Source organism: Seinonella peptonophila (assembly GCF_900129355.1).
Lineage (GTDB): Bacteria > Bacillota > Bacilli > Thermoactinomycetales > Thermoactinomycetaceae > Seinonella > Seinonella peptonophila.
This window is the reverse complement of record NZ_FQVL01000001.1, coordinates 340,353-356,021: the sequence shown is the minus strand read 5'-3', so window position 1 is coordinate 356,021 and position 15,669 is coordinate 340,353. Positions and strand designations below refer to the sequence as shown.

12 protein-coding genes and 3 pseudogenes are annotated in these 15,669 nt (G+C 37.7%); 9 read left to right on the top strand and 6 right to left on the bottom strand.

Features of this window, described 5'->3' with window-relative positions:
* Positions 1 to 202 precede the first annotated feature (202 nt).
* Together BUB71_RS01680 and BUB71_RS01670 are read left to right on the top strand one after the other, a co-directional pair.
* Positions 203 to 1,123 carry a DUF7638 domain-containing protein gene (locus BUB71_RS01680; RefSeq protein WP_073150957.1) on the top strand — a complete coding sequence of 307 codons (921 nt, stop codon included), beginning with the start codon at positions 203 to 205 and terminating at the stop codon, positions 1,121 to 1,123.
* Between the two features lie 921 nt (positions 1,124 to 2,044).
* Positions 2,045 to 2,410: pseudogene (locus BUB71_RS01670) on the top strand (manganese catalase family protein); the annotation flags it as partial.
* A 580-nt stretch (positions 2,411 to 2,990) separates the two neighbouring features.
* Here the strand turns inward: BUB71_RS01670 and BUB71_RS01665 are convergent.
* Positions 2,991 to 4,193, bottom strand: a complete 1,203-nt coding sequence (locus BUB71_RS01665) for a hypothetical protein (protein WP_073150951.1) — start codon at positions 4,191 to 4,193, stop codon at positions 2,991 to 2,993.
* Between the two features lie 1,166 nt (positions 4,194 to 5,359).
* Here BUB71_RS01665 and BUB71_RS19350 point away from each other — a divergent pair.
* Positions 5,360 to 5,533: a hypothetical protein gene (locus tag BUB71_RS19350; protein ID WP_175552248.1), complete on the top strand. Its 174-nt coding sequence runs from the start codon at positions 5,360 to 5,362 to the stop codon at positions 5,531 to 5,533.
* Between the two features lie 313 nt (positions 5,534 to 5,846).
* Here BUB71_RS19350 and BUB71_RS01660 read toward each other — a convergent pair whose 3' ends face one another.
* Together BUB71_RS01660 and BUB71_RS18785 are read right to left on the bottom strand one after the other, a co-directional pair.
* A complete protein-coding gene (locus BUB71_RS01660; RefSeq protein ID WP_073150946.1) occupies positions 5,847 to 6,266 on the bottom strand; it encodes a hypothetical protein in 420 nt (139 codons plus the stop codon).
* A gap of 431 nt (positions 6,267 to 6,697) precedes the next feature.
* Complete coding sequence (locus BUB71_RS18785; protein ID WP_084730920.1) at positions 6,698 to 6,847, bottom strand: MarR family transcriptional regulator; 150 nt, start codon at positions 6,845 to 6,847, stop codon at positions 6,698 to 6,700.
* A 504-nt stretch (positions 6,848 to 7,351) separates the two neighbouring features.
* Between BUB71_RS18785 and BUB71_RS19015 the strand changes: the two are divergent.
* The 5 genes and pseudogenes from BUB71_RS19015 to BUB71_RS01635 all read left to right on the top strand — a co-directional run.
* Positions 7,352 to 7,528: pseudogene (locus BUB71_RS19015) on the top strand (manganese catalase family protein); the annotation flags it as partial.
* Between the two features lie 205 nt (positions 7,529 to 7,733).
* Positions 7,734 to 7,883 carry a hypothetical protein gene (locus tag BUB71_RS19345; protein ID WP_175552247.1) on the top strand — a complete coding sequence of 50 codons (150 nt, stop codon included), beginning with the start codon at positions 7,734 to 7,736 and terminating at the stop codon, positions 7,881 to 7,883.
* A 170-nt stretch (positions 7,884 to 8,053) separates the two neighbouring features.
* Complete coding sequence (locus tag BUB71_RS01645) at positions 8,054 to 8,332, top strand: ArsR/SmtB family transcription factor (RefSeq protein ID WP_073150940.1); 279 nt, start codon at positions 8,054 to 8,056, stop codon at positions 8,330 to 8,332.
* 156 nt (positions 8,333 to 8,488) lie between these two features.
* A pseudogene (locus BUB71_RS01640) lies at positions 8,489 to 8,832 on the top strand (VOC family protein).
* Positions 8,833 to 9,290: 458 nt separating this feature from the next.
* Positions 9,291 to 9,689 (top strand): DUF1801 domain-containing protein, encoded by a 399-nt coding sequence (locus BUB71_RS01635; RefSeq protein ID WP_073150937.1) that lies wholly within the window; start codon positions 9,291 to 9,293, stop codon positions 9,687 to 9,689.
* A 626-nt stretch (positions 9,690 to 10,315) separates the two neighbouring features.
* On the opposite strand, the gene BUB71_RS01625 is transcribed toward BUB71_RS01635, so the two are convergent.
* The 3 genes from BUB71_RS01625 to BUB71_RS01615 are packed head-to-tail and all read right to left on the bottom strand — an operon-like array spanning position 10,316 to position 12,842.
* Positions 10,316 to 11,902, bottom strand: a complete 1,587-nt coding sequence (locus BUB71_RS01625) for an MFS transporter (protein WP_073150932.1) — start codon at positions 11,900 to 11,902, stop codon at positions 10,316 to 10,318.
* Complete coding sequence (locus BUB71_RS01620; RefSeq protein WP_073150929.1) at positions 11,899 to 12,354, bottom strand: SRPBCC family protein; 456 nt, start codon at positions 12,352 to 12,354, stop codon at positions 11,899 to 11,901. Before BUB71_RS01620 ends, BUB71_RS01625 begins: the two co-directional genes overlap by 4 nt.
* A gap of 14 nt (positions 12,355 to 12,368) precedes the next feature.
* Positions 12,369 to 12,842 carry a MerR family transcriptional regulator gene (locus BUB71_RS01615; protein WP_073150925.1) on the bottom strand — a complete coding sequence of 158 codons (474 nt, stop codon included), beginning with the start codon at positions 12,840 to 12,842 and terminating at the stop codon, positions 12,369 to 12,371.
* Between the two features lie 1,507 nt (positions 12,843 to 14,349).
* Here BUB71_RS01615 and BUB71_RS01610 point away from each other — a divergent pair.
* Positions 14,350 to 15,369 (top strand): NADP-dependent oxidoreductase, encoded by a 1,020-nt coding sequence (locus BUB71_RS01610; RefSeq protein ID WP_073150921.1) that lies wholly within the window; start codon positions 14,350 to 14,352, stop codon positions 15,367 to 15,369.
* The last annotated feature ends 300 nt before the right edge of the window (positions 15,370 to 15,669 follow it).

Genomic DNA, 15,669 nt, shown 5'->3' with positions numbered 1-15,669 from the left:
GAAATTTTGCAAAACAAGTTAACATAGAGAAGCCAGCTACCAAATTGGATAAGCTGGAATTTATGATGCTACTTTGCGATTTATGGTAGAAACTCTTCACTGGGACTTAGAAAAGTAAGGGAAATAAATTATAATAAGAGCAAGGAAAAACGGAACTGCTATCTACAGGTTAAAAATCATAGACTAAAAGGCGATGGAGAACATGCAAAAAATCAGTAGACAAAAAAGAATAGAAGGAACCAGAGTACCTGGAATCATTAATAATGTGCAGTACCACTACGTCAATATAGATGTATATGAAGATGGAATGGTAAACTGCTGGAAATTGGTGGATCTGGCTGGTTTAGAGCAAAAAATGAAGCATAATTGGATAGTTTCACAGGTTCCAGACAATAAAAACATTTCGATATATGGACTAGGGACTTACAAAGTACAATCGGCTAAATGGAAATATAATAAAGCAGGTTATTTAAGGCATATAAGAGATACTGTCAAACGTTTAAATCCAGAAATGGAGAACATGTATACAATCTCGGAGGATGAAATACAACTTCAAAAAAGCAGAAGAGTAATATATTCCCCACAAGCAAGTGAGTTTTATGTAAAAAATGAAATAGGTTATCAAACCACTGAAGGTGAATCGTTCACCATCTTTCTTAAGCATCAGGATAAGAACTATATGGCTAACTTAGTTATTTATAAGGATGGGCGTGTAACTTGTTATACGACGAAATTTGAATTGAATTTTGAAGTAGATGATATTGAAGAATACTTTCAAAACGGAACCTTATTTACTAGCTTTACTAATCCAACCACTGTAGTTTTTGAAGATCTGGGCAAAATTACGTTTGGCGAAGTAGTGGATAGCATCGACTCAAATGAAAAGTATAAACAGCTAATCGATACTTATCAAAAGTTAAACGGAAGTGAAACGTCGTTAGAGAAATGCAGAGAGGCTTATTACGACTATCTTGAATATCCTTCCGAGCCCGCAAGAGCTAGGTTAAAAGAATTATATGAATTAATTCCGGAGCATGAACGAATATATCTTGGGGATATTGATAGTCAGGATACAGATTACATTAGAATTATCTACCATCCTGAGCGAAAAAGAGAGGTTTAAAGATTATTCGGTCACCTTGAAACCACCATACCATGGAGAAGGTGAGGTTGAGTTCTACCTTCAGTCCGTCCTGGAAAGTGATGACCTTGGTCTTGTCGACGTGGATCGTCGAGAAGGTGGAAGAAAAGACACCGATCATCAAGCGCACGAACACGACGATTTCGAAGATCATTAGGAATAAGGAGAAGAACCAGCCAATAGTGTCAGAAAGCGTGCATCAGATGTAACAACGAAAGGATCTTAGTAAAAGGATTGAAACTTCGATATCCACTGGTAATTTGTCCAATAAAAGTTGTAACAACGAAAAGCCCTTTGCAAAAAGGATTGAAACAAATTAACGCCGAATTGTGCCCCCACTTGAACCAGGTAACAACGAAAAGATCTTTGTAAAAGCATTTGAGATATCTCATGGATTAACAAATGAATTGCAATCATGTAGCTCATATTAGCTTTAAAAGTGAAGGATGGATTTTTTTATTGCTATTGACCCAATCGCAAATACGCGAACCATAAGCTCTGGCAAAATCCTAGGAGGTTCGCACCACAGAAGAAATAAGGGTTTCCTTTAATTTTTGATCAAATGAAAGGAGAAGAAAGAGATGAGAAAAAGGGGTTCGCGTTTTGTAGTGTTGAAAACGGGGAATAGCAAGGGATGTAGAAACGTGCGGTGACAACGAAAAAACCTTTGTTAAAAGGATTGAAACTTGTTTTTGTCTTTTATAATGATCAAGATCAAAACGCAACAATGGAAAGCCCTTTGTCAAAAGGATTGAAACTCATCAGGGAATGGGATAACCTCCGCCTGTTGCTTTGTAACAACGAAAAGCCCTTAATAAAAAGGATTGAACCAAAGTCTTCAATAGAACAGTAAAAAAGATGCACAACCCGCTATCTTTTTTAAGTAATTGGATTAGTTATAATGATATGTATAATGAAATGGTTTATAAACTCACCAAGGATGCCTCGCCAGAAGAGATGAAAAAAGCGGGGTTGGGAGATCATTTTGCTAGTCACGATAAAGCATTATTTTATAATGATGCTGCTGGAAACCCATTTACTGTTACATATATCCAAGCAAAAGGAGATCCGATTGCTGATCTATATGAAGACATTGCTGCTGAAGAGAAGGCAAGAGCTACCTACCAATGGTTGATTGATTTGTCTGATGATCCAGATCTCAATGATGCATTGGCTTTCTTACGAGAGAGAGAAGTAGTTCATTCACAGCGTTTCCGGGAAGCGGTAGAGATTTTGAAAGAGGAACAGGGGAAGAAAAAGTATTTTTAACTTGATGTATATAACAATTGAGTTAAACAAGTCGGTTCTTTTATGAAAATCGACTTGTTTTAATTTATGTAGACGTAGGAGACAAATAGCATAGTTATACCTTAAGTTAAGAGGAAAGTAATAATCAAATAAAAAGGGAGCAACAGACAAAGAAGAGCTAAAGGGGTACTCAAGTTAGAGATTCGAGTAAAATCGGATCGTATAGCTATACAGGCAAACGAACGATTTGATGTTGTGGAAAAAGAAGAGCAGGGTTTTTATTGTGATATTATGTAAGAGTTAAGAAAGGGCATTATAAAGGAAATAGATGACATGTACTGGAGAAAAAAGCGGGAGAAATGTAAAGAACCAACCCAAGACAGGGGTGGTTTTTTAATTGGAATTCGAAATTAAGAAAAAATCCGCCAATACGATTGTGATGAATTCACAAACATCAGATTGTAATGGAGGATATGTGATTTTAACTACTCCTTCTGAGCCATGAGGTCTAGGTTGGAGAGTCCGTCTGGATGAATCCTCTCTGCTGACGCCGTTTGAGGCGTGTGATGCCTCCTACGGCGTCAGCATTGGGTAGATGGACTTACTCACCTGACTCGCCTTCTGCAAGTTTAGCCTCCTTGGGAGGAAGCCGATGATCTTTCCACTGGAAAAAGGCGAAGATCACGGAAGCAATCGCTGGCAACAGAAGCCATTCCATTGCGGTTCGAGGACTCACGCCGATCTTGTTCATGAACCAGACGTAAATTCCTCCGATGACACAGGCTAAATTCCAGGCCACCATGTAGGCGCTTGTTCCTCGCACTCTATCCTTGGCGTTGTTGTAGCTACAGTGCTCAGTTAGATCATTACCGCAAACGCCAAAGCCCCAGAAGATGGCCCCGATGACAGTCCAACTACCATCAAGGACCAGCATTAGGCCAAGACCAGTGAACAGGGCTGTGCGGCAGATCATGATGAGCCAGCTGCTGCTTGTCGATCGACGTCTATTGACAATCGTGCTCAACTTGACTGAAATCAAGGCTGTAAGCAGCATTGTCACGAGCAGAAGCGTGCCGACTTGCTTTTTATCTACTACTCCAGCAAGGGGTAGCAAAATACCAAAGCAGTAAAACACAAACAGTGTGCAGAATCCTCCCGCTACTATTCGTGACGCCGGATCTGACCACATCTCTCGAAGGGATTGTTGTTCCTGCGGTTCAGCCGCATCAGGCTTGACGAAGCTCATGATGCAGAAGATGCTTATCTTTAGGAACACGAACAGGTAAGTCCACACGAGCGACTCCACCTGAAAGCAGAGCCAGGTGTAACCGACGGCGATTAGTTTCGTGATGAACTTAACTTTTGCGGACCCGGTCATTTGATCTTCTGCTAGCTGCTCGCGCAGCATATTTTGTAAGATTGACGAGCAGGCGATCGTAATCCCTGGGGAGAGTCCCAAGGAGAGGTAGTAGAGATAGATGTTCGCGTTCTGGACAGCTACTACTAGTAGGATATCTGGAACCACGGCTCCTACCAATAGTGTTTGTACGGCCCTTTTGGCTCCTCCTCTTTTGATCCAGCGCTTGATCAGGTGCCTAACACATAGGCTTCCTACAAGCTGGGATAGAGAAGCAATTGCTAGGATCGTCCCCAGAGCGGAGAGTATTCCCTGTTCATATAGTAACAGGGATAAACCTGGCCAGAATAGCTGACCGTGTGGCGCGAACAGGATGATTACGATTACCAGAAAGCCCATGTGTCGGCTTTTCAGCCACCACGGGATTTTTGGGACCTTTATTTTCAAGAATGCTCCTTAAGTGAGCGGTTGGCCTATGTTTAGGCGTTCGGTTTCCTCCGAATGCTTCTGTCTGTTGAAATTGCCTAGATCTGTATCTCTTCCCTTCTAGGACAATGAACACGAATGGGTACTTACAACAATTATATTGTTGAGTTGTCTTTTTGCCAATAGAGTAACTTCATAGTTACTTAATGGAAATTTCGAATTTGGATAACTGCTTCCGATAGATCTTTAGGGTCGCTGACCGCAAAAATACCATGAGCTAACAGCGGGGGTCGAAGATGCAACAGGGTTCCCTGAGACCAAGTGAGAAGAAACTCTGATTGAATGGATCAAGCGCAAGATTCGAATCACCCTTCACGACAATGCATGTGGTTACAGCTGTGGTCTGTGCCACGAAGGGATTCATTGTGGAGATCCTTCCACAGGATGATCAAGTGGTGACAGTTGGTCACAAGTGAAGCCTAAAACTACTCCAAAATTGCGATAACGCATCACAAGGGAGATCATTCCCTGTTTTCGGTAAGCTGTAGAGATATTAAAAGATGGGCTCCTGCGTATCGCAAATGCCTTAATCCAAAAGAACAAGTAAGTTAAAAACCCACTGAGCGAAGGCAATCTGAGAATCCAGTAAATGCTATGGATAAATATCTTTCAGATCGACGAGCAAAGTGTGTTGTTGTAAACTGATATTTCTGGATCGGGATGGATATTAATCCCATCGACATCTTGGAGTGCGTCTTCTGGCATAAAAGTATATCCAAGTCCAGATTTCACGCATTTAAGCATGGTTTCAGATTCGTCTTCTGGTTGCACGATTTGGAACAGAGGTAACTAGACTTCTCTAATTAATTCAGTGATTTTCATGATGAAATCACGTTTTATGTATGTTTCACTGAGTCTAAAACTGAAACGCAGATGATTGATGATGCTGTTTTCGACTGAAAGAAGAGATTTCAGTTAATTACCAAGTATTTTACTCTCCCTTTCGATATTTGGTAGATGATATATATAAGATTGACGCAGTTGAACATTAATCGAAAAGTAAAAACGTTGCTTTTCGTGTCTATATGATTCTTTACAAATAGAGTCAGTGTATAATTAAATCAATCAATTTTCTTGAATGAAACCTTATGATTGTTATCTTTTGGATCTTGAATAGGGGGGAGAGTATGTCTGAAGAAGATACTAGTATAAAAGATCCGTTAGCAAATCAAGTAAAGAATGCTTCTTTAAGAAAGATGTTAGAAGGAAACATAAAAGATGCTAGCGCCTTGTGGGATTTAGGAGAGATTTTAGAAAAAGGGGTGTCAGAAGAAGACCGAGAGCCTGGAATCGAAGATTAAGGCTTACTAAAAAAACCTGTGTTAACGGTAATAGTAAGAAGATCACATCAAATGAAAGCCATTTTAAGTATTAAGATGGACGTCAGTCTCTCCCTTTTATAGGGGTGAAATGAATGAAGGTTTTTTATGTTGGTCTTGAGCGAATATATCCAAGTTCGATCTTAAAGGGGTAGCGTCAGTAAAATGTGCGGATTAGCAACGTTAATATAACTCCAATATGAAAAAAAGCTTAATTTCTTAGTCTTAAGTGAGAAATTAGGCTTTTCCATTACTCCATTAAAGCTCCCAATTGCTGAAGATCACTCAGTGCAAATTATAATAAATCAATTACATAAGAAGTACATTCTCTTATTTTTGAATTATTACGTGAACTAGTAAATTTGAACACATTGCTGAAAGCATAACTTTTTTTGTTATCGAATATTAAAGTACCGTTTAAAGAACCATCATAGCCATGGGAAATAATACTTTTAATGTGCAGTTCAGTAACTTTACTGTTACACATTTTTTTTAGTGTTTCGACAAAATTCTCTTTTCCCTTAATAATTTTTTTACCGATAATATTCCATTGGAAATTGTCCGTTATATTATCAATAATAAAAACCATATCGTTTTTAGCAAAAGCAATGGTAAATTCTTTAAGAAAATACTTTTTTGGTGCATTTCCACAATCGTCAGTGCAGATTATTTTTAAGTTATTGTATTCGGGTTTTGTATTATTTTCATGTTCCATAATTCAAGCTCCCTTTAATCCATTTTTTCAACAAATAATCATAAAATTATTATAAATAAGAGACAATTTAAGATATACATTTCTTTATAACAACATTAACATAAAATATCCTGTTTTATTTCGAAGTATGATTCCGTTTTAATTCCCCCTATTGAAAGAGAAATCATATCAAAAACGGTGTGATTATCTTGTGTTACTGGCAGTATATCAGTGTAATAATGCCAGTAAATAATTTATTACTGGCATGTAAGTTGGTTCTAAGGGTTGAATATTTGAAATTACTAGATAGTGAACATGATTAACTTAATAAAATTAGCTTTTAAAATCAAATGCAATTAGCTTTTTCAATAAATTGATAAAGTAGGGTTGATCGGTGTTTATCGCACCGAAAAATGTATCGTCAATTTCTTCAATGATGGGGAGTGATTGAGCTATTTTACCTCTCCCTCCATAGTTAGATAAATGATTTTGGCTGGTGAATCAATTGGATGTTGCTTACGTTCGATCCATTGCTTTTTTTCTAGTAATTTAAGGATTTGTGAAGTAGTCATAACGTCTATCTCTGCATGGTTTGCCATCATCACTTGGGTCACATACTTTTCTTTGCTCTGTAGGTAGGCTGTCACAGTGAGAATAATAAATTATTGGATAGGTGAGCCCGATCGGATGCAACGCTTTTTTGACCTGTGCTTGCCAATTATTATAAGCACGAATAAACGGGAACCCAGGACTTTGGGATGAATCATTTTTAAACTTAGAAGGAAACATCATTGTGCTTCCACGATCTTTTTAATCGCAAGTACTGCTAGAGGTATCCTCAAAAACTTGGGACAGAAACTGGATATCTTCTTCTGTAATGATCCCATCACTTTTTTCTATTCCGGTAGAATGCTTGAGTAATGTATAATCGTCGATTTTGGTTAAGTGATGCCTAAAGCATAAAGCTATTTTTGTACCAGGAATTTCTGTTCCCAAATTTTCTCAGGATTCGCTTGTATGATTGTTTGGAATGAAAATTCTGTCATGTAAAACTCACTCCCCTTTTTGTATGCACTCTTATTATTAAATGCAAGTGTTTTTTTTAAGGAAATCCTCATGCTAATCTGTTTGAAGATTTCACCACAGAGGAGAAAGCACATGCCACATCAGTGGTTGATTGATATGTCAGATAATCCAGATTTGAATGATGCCCTTGCTTTTTTAAGAGAAAAGGGGTTGTCCATTCCCAACGTTTTCGGCAAGCGGTTACTAGAAATATATGAAATATTGTTCGATTGGATCAACTGATCGAGAAACTAGACTAGAAGGAATCAGGGTCAATCAATCGATATTATCAGACGATGACTTACAATCTATTTTGAGGAGACAGTCTCTTTTTTTGTAATAAATTGTACGTTGTTTGTCTTTTACCTGTTACACTGATCTAAATAAAAGTGCTTTTTAACCAAAGAAGGGATTTGATACATCATGACACTATCTTCAATATCTATACTTATTGGCTTGTTGGGGATCGCAATTGCACTAAATTCATGGTTGATCCACAAAACCAAAAGAGAATTACTTTTAAGAATCGAAAAACTAGAGCAGCAAGAAAATCGTTTAAAAGATAAACCGTAACTAGAGCAATGAATTGTAAACTTTGCGTCAAAGGTATTTAGTGTCTATAGAATAGTTTGAAGAGATTTTTAAATTCATCTCGAATTAATCTCTAAATGCAGCGAGGTTTTTACGCAACTATTTAGTTCCATTATCTTTATAGCAACTAAAAAGTTGCTTATAATTGATATATGAATTGGAACAAAGACACAATATTTAAAGCGCTTGCCGATTCGACAAGACGGCTCATATTAGATGAGCTATCTGAACGAGATGAGCTGACATTGTATGAACTTACGGCACGTCTTATTATGAAGCACAACCTTGCCATTTCGCGACAAGCGATCGCTAAACATCTTACTACATTGGAAGACGCAGGGCTCGTAATATCAAAACGAAAGGGGAAATATAGAGTACTTATGTTTAACAAGGCGCCACTTAAAAACTTATTGAAAAGATGGATAAAATAACTCTATATCAGAACAATTATCTGACAAATATGTGAGTCATTTTCATTTCAAACAGATTGTTTCGCACTGTAGCTATACATCATAAATATAAAGGGAGTCAACAACAGAATGAAAATTGTTGTTACCAGTATATTCGTACAAGACTAAGACAAGGTATTGGTGTTTTATTCAGAAAAGATAGGGTTTATAAAAACATGATGTTCCTTCTGGAGAATATAGGTGGATAACCCTTGTTTTCTCCTGATGATCAAGGCGGAACTGAGCTCTTACTTGAACCGAATGACCATCCGGTTGCCAAAGAGTATCAACAGTAACTATTTGTTGATGGCGTGCCAGCAACTATGTTTGGTGTTTCAAATATTCATAAAGAGTATGAACGATTAGTGGAAAAAGGCGTGAAGTTTACTATGAAGTCGACAGAAATGGGTGAAGTCACAATAGCTGTTTTCGACGATACATGCGGCAATCTGATTCAAGATATTGCAGATGTAAAGTTTTAAGAACTTGGTGAAGTGTTTTTATCAACAATTAGAACAACTTTATGTTAACCCTGTCCTATTCTTTGGGTGGGGCATTTATGAAACAAGAATAGGCCCTTTAATAGAAGAGGAACCATATTAAAAACGGACAGGTAGTTTTAATGAAAATTATTGTCCCATATGTCACCTTTAGGCTAGGAACATATTAAATTTATTATGAGAATACCATTTTAATTTGGAGAAAATGGTTTCTTTACATTCTTTAAGACCTATCGTTAAAAATAGGGGGTCGTCATGAACATAGTCATCGTGTTGTAAATTCCCATTTTTCTGTCGATATTCCTTTTTGAGAAACGAGGGGTCAATTTTGATGTTTTAATACATAACCGATCAAACGGTAGGTAAGGACAAAACGAACATATTATGATGGAGTTCCTTTAATCAAAAGGAGAAGTCCATGTCAAACAGGAGGAAAAAAAATGGCGAAACTTTCTGGTCAACAACAGGTCGAAGAATACCTTCAGAAACTTGAACATCCATTAAAAAGAGAAATCAGGGAAGTTCGTAGAATTATTTTAGGTATTGATATGGAGATTTCCGAACATGTGAAATGGAATGCTCCAAGTTTCTGTTATCATAATGACGATAGAGTAACATTCAACCTTCATGGTAACGGTTTTTTTAGACTTGTACTTCATCGAGGATCCAAAGCAAAAGAAAGCGTAAACTTGAAGCCTTATTTTGAAGATGTGCAGGGACTTATGGAGTGGGTAACTAATGATCGAGCTACGATAAAATTTACCGATATACAAGATGTCGAAGCAAAGAGCGCGCAACTAAAAGCAGTGATCAGTAGATGGATAGATGTAACATATTAAATACATAAATTTCTAATACTATGGTTAAAGCAACATGGATAAAAGGATGACGGGTTGAACTATATAAGGCAGACACAGACGGGAAATGTAATGTATCTCGTCTTTCATTATGCTCGCTGATTTACGGCTCTATGGTCGATATATTAACTGGACGCAATTCATTAATGACGCATAATTTCCGGAAAGAGAATAGATAGAACTATAAATACAATTTCCCCCACTACGAATGCTATGGACCAGATTATTGCTTTGCGTGATGGCAATGGGCCGTCGAACAATACTTTGACGCCTAGTGGGACTAGCGCTATGCATAGGCCAAGTATCAAGAATGTAGATTCGAATCTTGTTCCTTTTAGGGTCTCAAAAGGTAGAAAGAACATAGAGGCTAATGATACTGAGCGAATGAGACCTAATATGCGAACGGTAGTTAAATTAATTCTAGACCTCAATCCCTTGGTATGATGAATAGGATTGTTAATGATGAAAGAATAGTTCCGACATTAATATTGTCAATCGTCTGAATCCAGATATTTCATCTGAACATCTGAACGACTTGAGTTACATATGTATCTCAAGTCGTTGTCTAATTTTTAGAGAGATTGGTGCAAAATTGCTTAACATTCCCCTCAGATCTGAATTTCATTTACTTTATCTATGTTATGGGGTACTGTTGTAGGCTGATTCTTTGAATCTTGCGATGTTCCAATTGGAGGAATATGACGCATATAATTTAAAAAAATAAATGCAACGATCAGATAGATAAGCCCACAGATAAGCGAGACAGTGATCATTCCATTGATAAAAGCATGGTAAGCATGATTTAAAAAGTCTGAACCGATAGAGTTTGGAAAACGTTCGGCAACGTTCACAGCACCAGCAATGCTTTCTTGAATAGATTGAGTTTCTTTTGGAGGTAAGTGAGTAGGTATAGAATGAGTGATTTGGTGACGATAAACAGCAGTACCTAAACTTCCGATCGTAGCAATGCCTACAGCAAAAGCCAATTCGCCGCTAGTTTGTAACAAGGAACCTGCAGCGCCAGCTTTTTCGGGAGGAACAGAATTGGCAATGAGTCCAGACGAGAGACTTGGTAAGGGTGATGCTCCTAAATTAAATAGAATGTATGCGATCACAACAATTGCGAGTCCAGAAGTTACGGTTAATTGGAGTACGAAGAACATACCTGTAATTGAAATAATCATCCCAAAGGCGATAAGGTAAGCAGGTCTGATCCGGCGAGCGATCAATGGCGCGAAAAATGATCCTAACATCGAAGCAATTACGCTCGGAAGTGTCCATAGTCCTGCTTGAAGTGGCGATAAATTTTGTACATATTGTAAATATTGCGATATAAATAACATAAATGCACCAGTAAGCGTGATACCAAACATTCCCCCTAAAGAAACTCGGAAACCTATATTTGAAAATAGACGCAAATCTAATAATGGATTAGTTAATTGTTTCTGTCTTCTTATAAACAGTGTACCAAGTACAATTCCAACGATAACAGCAATGATAGAACCAGGCTGAAAGCCATCTTTTGCGATTTCTTTTAATCCATAGATTACTGGCAAAATAGTGACTAATGATAGGAGCACACTAAGTAAGTCAATTTGTCTTGCTTTTGGGTTACGCACTTCAGGCAATAAAAAAGGGGCTGTTATCAGAAGGAGGACCATGACAGGAACAGCGGGTAAGAAAATGGCTCCCCACCAGTAGTATTCTAGTATTGCTCCGCCTACAAGTGGTCCTAATGCCATTCCTCCCATTAAAAAGGTCATATAGATCCCAAGTGCAAAAGAACGCTGTTTTTGATCTTGGAATAGATGACTTACCAGAGCAAATGTAGTAGGAAACAATGTAGCACCTGCAATTCCCAAGATCGCCCGAGCTACAATTAACATCTCTACGCTTTGTGAAAAAGCTGCCAGTAACGAAGCAAAACCAAATGTGGTTCCGCCGATTAACAATAGCTTACGAAGCCCTATTCGTTCACTGATTGTCCCCATCGTAATCAAAAATCCAGCGAGTAGAAAACCATAGATATCCATAATCCAGAGTTGTTCAACACTATCGGCTCCCAATTGTGTTGTGATATGTGGGAGGGCGAGAATCATGACCGAAACATCGATCGACGTGAGCAGAGCAGGAAGAGCGAGAATCGTCAGTCCCAACCATTCTCGCATACCTGCCTTTTTTTCTATTTGGTTCATTCTTTCACCTCAGTATCCGTTTGAAAAAAAACCTCTAGCTTGTCCAAAGCCTCTTTAGTTCCTTGCTGACGGTATTCGACACGATCATGACCATCAAACATAGCAACTTGTTCCGTGAAAATCAATCGCGTACCTTTATCGCTTGGACTTAGTTCAACTGTTACAACAGAAGCCGAGATACGAACCTGATCCATATCTAACGTGTACGTATAGACAATTCGCTGATCTTGAACAATTTCTTGATAGTAAGCATCATACGTAAACGTTGGACCTCCTGAAGGACCTCCTTGATTCCATTCACGACCACCAACAGCAAACTCGAATTTCTCTGCTTTCGGAAACCAATGTGCCTTCTGTTCCAAATCTGACCAAGCATGAAAAACCCGTTTTGGTGTTGCTTGATATTCTCGTTCGATTACAAATTTATCATGTTTGACAAATCGTTTTGTCATTCTATAGTCCTCCTTTAATCTTCAGTTGATTTTTCGCTAAGATAGTCACCTAGCATATCTAGACTGTGTTCCCAGCTAATAAAATACTTCTCATTTTTCTTTTTCATCACGTCTAATAACCGTATAAAGTCATCTAATGTTAATGGTCTGTTCTGTTGCATCATTTTCCACACATGTTCCAACTCTTGTAACATTGTCTGTTGCAATTGAATACTCTCTTTAAGACGAGCAATTTGTAAGGAAATGACGCGTGACGGATCATAAAAGGTTCCTGACAATGCTGATCTTATTTCTTCAAGAGATAGGCCCAATTCTTTTAATGATAAAATCTGTTGTAATCGTGAGAGATCTGCTTGGTTATAAAGTCGGTGTCCAGCTTCCGTATAATCTGAAGGTGAAAATAAACCAATCTGATCGTAATAGCGCAAAGTCCGAATTGTTAAACCTGTTAGTCTTGCGAGTTCGCCGACTTTCCATTGTAGCTCCATACATCAGCTCCTTTTATGTAATATAAGTTTCTCTTACGTGTTTTTACTATAAGGCATTACGTTACGTAAGGTTCAAGTGAAATATAAAAAAAGCATTTCCCAAATTACAGGAAATCTATTCTCGATATTGACAGAATTCCTTCGCTTATCAAAAGAAAGTTGTCTGGTAAATTTCCAGACAACGACGAGTTTATTGATTCAGTTCATGATGTTGATTGGAAAGCTGTTTGTGTGTAATAGAAATGGTAAAATGACTATTCAATATATCCAATGGATCTTGATCAATCTGCAGTCAGAATGATTTAACAGATTACATGTGTTTAAGCGATAAAAAAATAACAATAGCTGTTGCAATTGAGAAAAGTAATAACGGAAGGCTTGTAATGATTACAAACTTCTTTTTTGTTACAAATCCTATAAGCAAAATAATAATGCCTAATAAGAAAGAAAATAGTATCAATAATGATATTGTCATTGTAAATTAGGCTCCTTATGTAACATTTATCTTGTCGATTATATTTTAACTCAATCTGAAGCAAACCGATAAATAACATTAAATTAGAGGTGACATCAATATTCCTAAAAACTGAAACAGGCGAATACATTTGATATATTCAGCAAAAATAGTTTAGAAAAAGGAACAAAAGTAGTGGAATCACAAATACTTCAAGAATTGATCTTTTGATAGAGGAGTGGTTATGAGAAGGAAATTGGCCAAATGATTCTAGTTACCTGATCCAATGAGGTGTAAAGTTTATTCGTTTCTGTGGCACTCGAATAGGATAGAATCTGAAATTTATAAATTGGTAATATTCCGTTACTTTGCATTAGATGACCACAGTGGGGTTCGTGGTCACTGAGGTTTTAGATCTCACCAGCATTCTTTTAGCTGGTAATTCTTAGGTTTTTTCAGACTGCTCGTATCCTTTAATTATTGTACCAGCAGCAAGTGCATCCTGCTTTCCGACAAGCTACTCGTCCTGCTGGGCAGTTTATGAACTAACAGGGACAGCAGCTATCTGCATCGATTCAATGACTCTGTGTATTCGGGAAAATCGCTTCAGAGCCTTAACCAAAGCCAACTTTATCTCTTAGGTTCTAGTAACTACTAGATGCATTCATATTAAGGATCTTGGATCAGGGTGATGAACCTCCATTACCCAGTAGAAACATTGTCTAATTAATCATACAGAAAAAATTTTTAATTTCAATAATATAATTGTATCATTATACGTTGGTCAAGGTAACTATGGGTTAAGTTGCTTAAAAGCGGAATACAAGATCACCAGAAAAGGAATTAGCTTTTAGAGCAACCACTCTGATAGGACGCATGACATTGACTTAGTCGGTTTTACCTTGACAGAGCATTTTGATTAATGCTATATTGACAAGCAATTAATTAAAATAAACATAAAAACATATTATCGATTGACCCAAAAGGCTAAAAATAATTATAAGATCAGTAGACTACATACTACAAAAACAATCTAAGACGAGGCGATCAAACATGGCAAAATTGAATCGTTATTGGAAGTTAGCTAGACGGCCTGTTGGCAATGATTTTGCATCTGCGCTAGAGCTTGTAGAACACGAGTTAGAAACTCTTGTTGATGGTGATGTGTTAATTCAGAATGCCTATTTTTCCCTTGATGCAGGTACCCGCATGTGGATGAGTCCGCGTGAAGATTCTTATTCCCCTCCTACCCCGCTTCATTCTCCTATCATTGGCATGGTACTAGGGAGAGTAGTAGAGTCCCGACATCCCGATTTTCGTTCTGGTGATTTGGTTCGAGCATATGGTCAATGGTCTGACTTTTCAATCTCTCGACCCGATGAAACGTATGTAGAGCGAGTTAGCTGGCAATTAGATGATTTGCTCCAGCATTTGGCAGTGTTTGGTCCAAATGGCTGGACAGCTTATTTGGGTGTAGTTGAATATGGTCAAACTAAGCCAGGTGATACGTTTGTCGTATCGGCTGCTTCTGGTGTTACAGGTGCTTTAGCAGGACAGGTTGCTGCACAGCTTGGCTGCCGTGTGATTGGTATCACAGGTTCAACACAAAAAGAGGCATGGTTGAAAGAGGAGTTAGGCTTTGACGCTACAATAGATCACCGTCAAGAAGATGTGGCTATGCGTTTACGTGAGTTGTGTCCTGAGGGGATCAATGTTTATTTTGATAATGTTGGTGGCACTATTTTGGATGCTGCTTTAGAAAATATGGCATTATTTGGTCGAGTGGCAGTTTGTGGTCTGCTCGTTCATTATGACAAAGAGACTCCTGTTCCTGGGCCTTATAAATTTGACCAAATATTGATGAAACGTTTGCAATTTACTGGCTTTTTCTCGCCTGACTTTTATCATCGAGGTCCTGATGTTAATCGAATCCTAAAATCTTGGTATGAAGCTGGAAAATTGAAGATGAGATTTGATGTAACACAAGGATTAGAAAACACTTTGGAAGCATATGGGAAACTGTTTAATGGTCAAAAAATAGGTAAATCTCTGGTTCAAGTAGCAGATTTATAGTTGAATCGGGCGAATAGTGTTTACTATTGATATTACAATTATTTCTCTACCTGTATGCTCATAAAACATCGAACCGACTCCATTAGAGTCGGTTTTTTTGATAACCTCTTTTAATGAATAAATTCAATGGCGACTTTTATACTTGAATCTTTAAAAACAATGGAGATTATGTTCCGTTTTTAAGAATAATTTGTGATGAACTTATAAGCATTTGATGAACACCTTTTAACACGTTACAAACTGTTCTTCTGAACCCTTATTATAGTGATGAAGAAATTATAGGATATTATTTCGATATAG